Genomic DNA, 4,737 nt, shown 5'->3' on the forward strand with positions numbered 1-4,737 from the left:
CTCAGCCTGGCCGATCAAATCCACAGCGGCCATTTCAGCATCGCAGCTGTCGTCGGCAATGATGAGCGTTTCCGTCGGGCCAGCCAGCAGATCGATGCCGACGCGCCCGAACAGTTGGCGCTTGGCCTCGGCCACATAGGCGTTGCCCGGGCCGACGATCATGTCCACCGGCGCAATCGACTCGGTGCCCAGTGCCATTGCCGCGACCGCTTGCACACCGCCGAGCGCGTAGATCTCATCGGCACCACCGAGATGCATGGCTGCGATGATGGCGGGATGCGGTTTGCCACCGAACGGCGGCGCCGCCGCGACGATGCGCTTCACTCCGGCCGCTTTCGCTGTGACCACACTCATGTGCGCCGAGGCTACCATCGGATAGCGCCCGCCGGGAACGTAGCAACCTACGCTGCTCACCGGCACATTACGATGACCGAGCACCACACCCGGCAGCGTTTCCACTTCGACGTCTATCAACGCCGAGCGCTGAATCAGTGCGAAGTTGCGAATCTGTGCCTGCGCGAACTCGATGTCCTTGATGGTCTGCGCCGGCAGCGTGTTCAACGCTTCATCGATCTCGCGCTGGCTGACACGAAAACTGTCCGGCGACCATTTGTCGAATTTTGTGGAGTACTCGCGCACGGCCGCTTCGCCTCGAGCCGCAATGGCTTCGAGAATGCCTTCGACCGTGGTGCGAACTTGCTGGGTGTTTTCGGCCTTGGCCGCCGCCGTCTGTCCGGCCTTGATCTGGCGAATCATGCGATGCCCCTCGCGCGACGCGGATGCGCCGCGACTCTTTAATAAGTTTCCGACCAATGAACCATCGGCAGGCCGGCCACCGGCGAGCGGAAGTACGGAATGGTCGTGCCCATCAAGCTGCCCAGATACACCGTGCGTAGATCTGGCCCACCGAACGTGAGGCTGGCCATCCACGGAGCGATGGTGCCTTTCGACGCCAGCATCAACTCCGGTGTGAGCGTGCGCGCGTAGTAGTTGCGATCCAGTGCGGCCACCTGTTCCGGCACGCCGTCATCGAGCAACGTCAGCACCTCACCTTCGGGCGTGATGGCGATCAACCGGTCGTACATGACCAGCGTGACCCACAGATTGCCGAAGGAGTCGAATGCAAAGCCATCAGGCACGCCACCGAGATCGGACGGTCCGTAGATTTCGCGATCTGTCAGCGAGCCGTCGGGCTGAAGGCGCAAACGTGAAATGCGACGTGCGTTGCTCTCGACGACGTACAGCCACTCTTCCTTGGCATCGAGCCGCACTTCATTGGTGCCGACAAAGCCTTCGGCAACGATACGAATGCCCTTCTCATCGATGAGCGCGACGTAACCGTCATTGGTGCGTTCGGTCACGCTGCGAGTCCAGGGTTCGAGCCGTGTGGTCACCGTCACCCACAAGCGGTGTTTGGAATCTCGCATCACGAAGTTGGTCTTGCCGAGCGGCCGGCCGTCGACCTCGGTGTACAGCGTCTTCGAGCGTCCGTCGCGTGACATGCTCTCGATGGCATTGGTGCCGAAGTTGGCAATCAAGATATTGCCGTCCGGCGCGAACGCGAGCCCGTTCGGCAACGTGCCGCGCAGAATGTATTTCTCAGTGTCGTTGGCGTTGGTGAACGTCGTGTCCGGCTGTTGCGCAATCAGTGTTTGCGTACCGTCCGGCGCGATGCGCATGACGCCGCCACGCGCGTCGGCACTCCACAACGTGCCATCGCGTTCCGCAAGGATGCACTCGGGACGCTGCAGATCCTGACCGATCGTGCGGATCGACGCGCGATCCACTTGCCAGTTGCGCAGCGGATTCTGACTTCGGGCGGCAGTGACCATCGGGAGTGTCGAGACAATGAAAGTATGGGAATGGTTTTAGAGTTCAGCGAGTCGAGTCGACGCTTTCCGCCACGCACGGATTGCGCTGGATGCCGAAGCCGATGCCGGCTGCGGTGATCTCCCCTTCCAACACATCGCCGGGTTTCAGGAAGCGCTTGTAGTGCACGCCGTTGCCCGCCGGTGACCCGGTGCAAATCAGATCGCCCGGCAACAGCTCGCAAGCGCTGGATAGATTTTCGATGAGCCGCGCGACCCCGAAGATCATGTCGTCGGTGCGCTCGTCCTGCATGGCTTCGCCATTCAAGCGCAGCGTGAGTCGCAGCTGCTGCGGATCGCCGACGAATGCTGCCGGCACCAGATACGGCCCGATCGGCAGAAAGGTCGGCGAGCCTTTGGCCAGCACCCAGTTCATGCCCATCTCGCGCACGTCGCCATCGCGACGATTGACCAGTTCACGGCTGGTGATGTCGTTGATTACGGTGTAGCCCGCGACATAGTCGAGCGCACGCTCGCGAGTCACACGACGTGCACGCCGACCGATGATGACGCCGAGTTCCAATTCCCAATCGGCCGTCTTGATGTCCGAAGGAATGACCACCGGATCGAACGGACCGACGATGGCCGACTGTGGCTTACAAAAGAAATACGGCGTGCCGCTGGCGATGCGCTCATCCATCTTGCGCGTGCCGAATGCATGGCGCTCTGCCGGCGTCATGTTCTGAGTCTCGACCATCGCCTGCGCGACGATGATGTCGACCACATGCTTTTTGTAGTTGGCGCCCGAGCAGTAGATGTTTCTGGGCACGTTGACCGGCGGATGCAAACGCAACCCCGATACCGCCACCGCTTGCGACTGCAGCTGGGCATCGCCGCCCGGGCCGAGCGCGTCGGCGATCCGTTGTAACACCGGGAAGTTGTCGGCCCAGTGCTCCAGCAAGCCCAGGATGGAGTCGGCGCCTTGCAGGCTCAGACGTTGGCTTTGTAAAAAGCTGGCGGCGGCATGCAGGCCCAGCGCCTTGCCATCCAGTTCGAGGCCGGCGAACGGTGCGCTGCCGGCCACCGAAAATGTCCCCAGTCGGAAGGCTCGTGTGGCTGATTCGCCGCTCATGTGGCACTCGCTCGCGATCTATTGCACTCTGGCGTCATGAGCGGCATGGTAGAGACAGCCGCATCTTAAGAAAAAACGTTTTTGCTGATCGACGCCATCAGCGACCGCGATAGGTCATAAGGGGAACGCGAAGGTCTCATGCGCTATCGACGACTGGACTTGAACCTGCTGATCGCGCTCGACGCGCTGCTTTCCGACAAGAGCGTCACCAAGGCCGCGACCCGCTTGAACATGACGCAGCCGGCGATGAGCGGCGCGCTGGCCCGGTTGCGCGAGTATTTCGAGGACGCCCTGGTCATCCAGGTGGGCCGCCAGATGGAGCTGACGCCGCTGGCCCAATCGCTGGTGGGTCCCATCCACGACGTGATCATGCGCATCGATTCGGTGATCGCCACCGAGCCGTCGTTCGACGCCACACGCAGCAAACGCCACTTCCGCCTCACCGCCTCGGATTATGTGATCCGGGTGCTGTTGCACGACGTGTTGGCCCAGATGCAGCGGGACGCGCCCGGCGTCACCTTCGAATTCCGGCAATCCAGCGGCCGCGTGCAGGAAGAACTCGAATCCGGCGAAGTGGACTTCGTGATCGGTCCGGAAATCGACGTGATGCCCGAGCATCCCAAGGAATTGTTGTTCGAGGATGGCTACAGCGTGCTGGCCTGGACCGGTAACACGTCGGTGGGCGAGCAGCTCAGCTTCGAGGAATACATGACCCAGAAGCACGTGGTATTCCGCAGCGAGCATCGAGGCACCGCCTGGCTGGAACGCTGGTTTGCCAGTCGCTATGGCGACGCTCGCCAGGTCGATGTCGCGGCACCGAGCTTCGTGCTGCTGCCCCATCTGGTGGTGGGCACCGATCGCATCACCACCATTCAGACCCGCTTGGCCCAGACCTTTCTGGACACCATGCCGGTGCGGCTGATCAAACCCAGTTTCGAATTGCCTAAATTGGTCGAGATCCTGCAATGGAACGTGCATCGCGATCCCGATCCGGCGATCCGCTGGTTACGGACCGCGCTCAAGGAACGGGCTGCGACACTGCCGCCCGTTTAACGTCTCTCAGGTGCGGCCTTGGCCGCCGTCCACCAGCAGTGTCTGGCCAGTGATGAAGGCCGCGTCGTCCGAGGCAACGAACGACACCACGCCCGACTGATCCTCGGGGCGACCGTTGCGCGGAATCGCCTGCAAGCTGGCCACGTGCTGAAACACCGCTTCCGGCAAATCGCCGACCGCCTTCTTGGTACGAGTCAGGCCCGGCGCTACGCAGTTGATGGTGATGCCGTGCGGCCCGAGTTCCGCAGCCAAGCCATGTGCCAAGCCTATCAACGCGCCTTTACTGGTCACGTAGTGGGCCATCGCCTGGCCGCCGATGAAAAACTGCGATGAGGCAATCAAGATGACGCGGCCCCAGCCAGCTGCCTTCATGCCGGGCAGCGCTGCTTTCAGCAGATGAAACACGGCGTCCTGATTCACAGCTTGGGTCTTGCGCCATTCGTCGAAAGAAACATCGTCGAACGACCGCACGAACTGATATGCCGCGGCATGCACGACGATGCTCACTGCGCCGAAACGGCGCTCGATTTCGCGACCGAAACGTTCGACCTGCACGCCATCGGCAATGTCGCAGCGGTCGGCGAAAGCTTCACCACCCGCCGCACGCACTTTATCCAGCGTTTCGCTGCAGTCGGCGATGTCCGCGATGGCAACTCGAGCACCGTCAGCGGCGAGTCGTTCGACGATCGCCTGACCAATGCCGCTACTGCCGCCGGTGACTAACGCCACCTTTCCACCATGTCG

5 protein-coding genes are annotated in these 4,737 nt (G+C 62.0%); 1 reads left to right on the forward strand and 4 read right to left on the reverse strand.

Translation table 11 applies throughout. The features are described 5' to 3' along the window. From hisD to JNL55_RS01880, 3 genes are all read right to left on the reverse strand, one after another. On the reverse strand, positions 1-756 hold a 756-nt coding region (gene hisD / locus JNL55_RS01870), incomplete at its 3' end, for a histidinol dehydrogenase (RefSeq protein WP_293848579.1). 38 nt (positions 757-794) lie between these two features. After that, positions 795-1,832 carry an SMP-30/gluconolactonase/LRE family protein gene (locus JNL55_RS01875; protein ID WP_293848581.1) on the reverse strand — a complete coding sequence of 346 codons (1,038 nt, stop codon included), beginning with the start codon at positions 1,830-1,832 and terminating at the stop codon, positions 795-797. A 43-nt stretch (positions 1,833-1,875) separates the two neighbouring features. Beyond that, positions 1,876-2,940, reverse strand: coding sequence for a fumarylacetoacetate hydrolase family protein (locus tag JNL55_RS01880; protein WP_293848583.1), 1,065 nt, complete (start codon positions 2,938-2,940; stop codon positions 1,876-1,878). Between the two features lie 138 nt (positions 2,941-3,078). On the opposite strand from JNL55_RS01880, the gene JNL55_RS01885 reads away from it, so the two are divergent. After that, positions 3,079-3,993, forward strand: coding sequence for a LysR family transcriptional regulator (locus JNL55_RS01885; RefSeq protein WP_293848585.1), 915 nt, complete (start codon positions 3,079-3,081; stop codon positions 3,991-3,993). 6 nt (positions 3,994-3,999) lie between these two features. On the opposite strand, the gene JNL55_RS01890 is transcribed toward JNL55_RS01885, so the two are convergent. After that, the coding region (locus JNL55_RS01890) for an SDR family NAD(P)-dependent oxidoreductase (RefSeq protein ID WP_293848587.1) at positions 4,000-4,737 on the reverse strand (738 nt) is incomplete at its 5' end.

The sequence above is a fragment of the Steroidobacter sp. genome, assembly GCF_016790065.1.
Lineage (GTDB): Bacteria > Pseudomonadota > Gammaproteobacteria > Steroidobacterales > Steroidobacteraceae > Steroidobacter.

Bases quoted from the DNA above. Each gene is read 5' to 3' on its own strand.
- JNL55_RS01885 (WP_293848585.1), top strand. From the start codon at position 3,079: ATGCGCTATCGACGACTGGACTTGAACCTGCTGATCGCGCTCGACGCG.
- JNL55_RS01880 (WP_293848583.1), bottom strand. From the start codon at position 2,940: ATGAGCGGCGAATCAGCCACACGAGCCTTCCGACTGGGGACATTTTCG.
- JNL55_RS01875 (WP_293848581.1), bottom strand. From the start codon at position 1,832: ATGGTCACTGCCGCCCGAAGTCAGAATCCGCTGCGCAACTGGCAAGTG.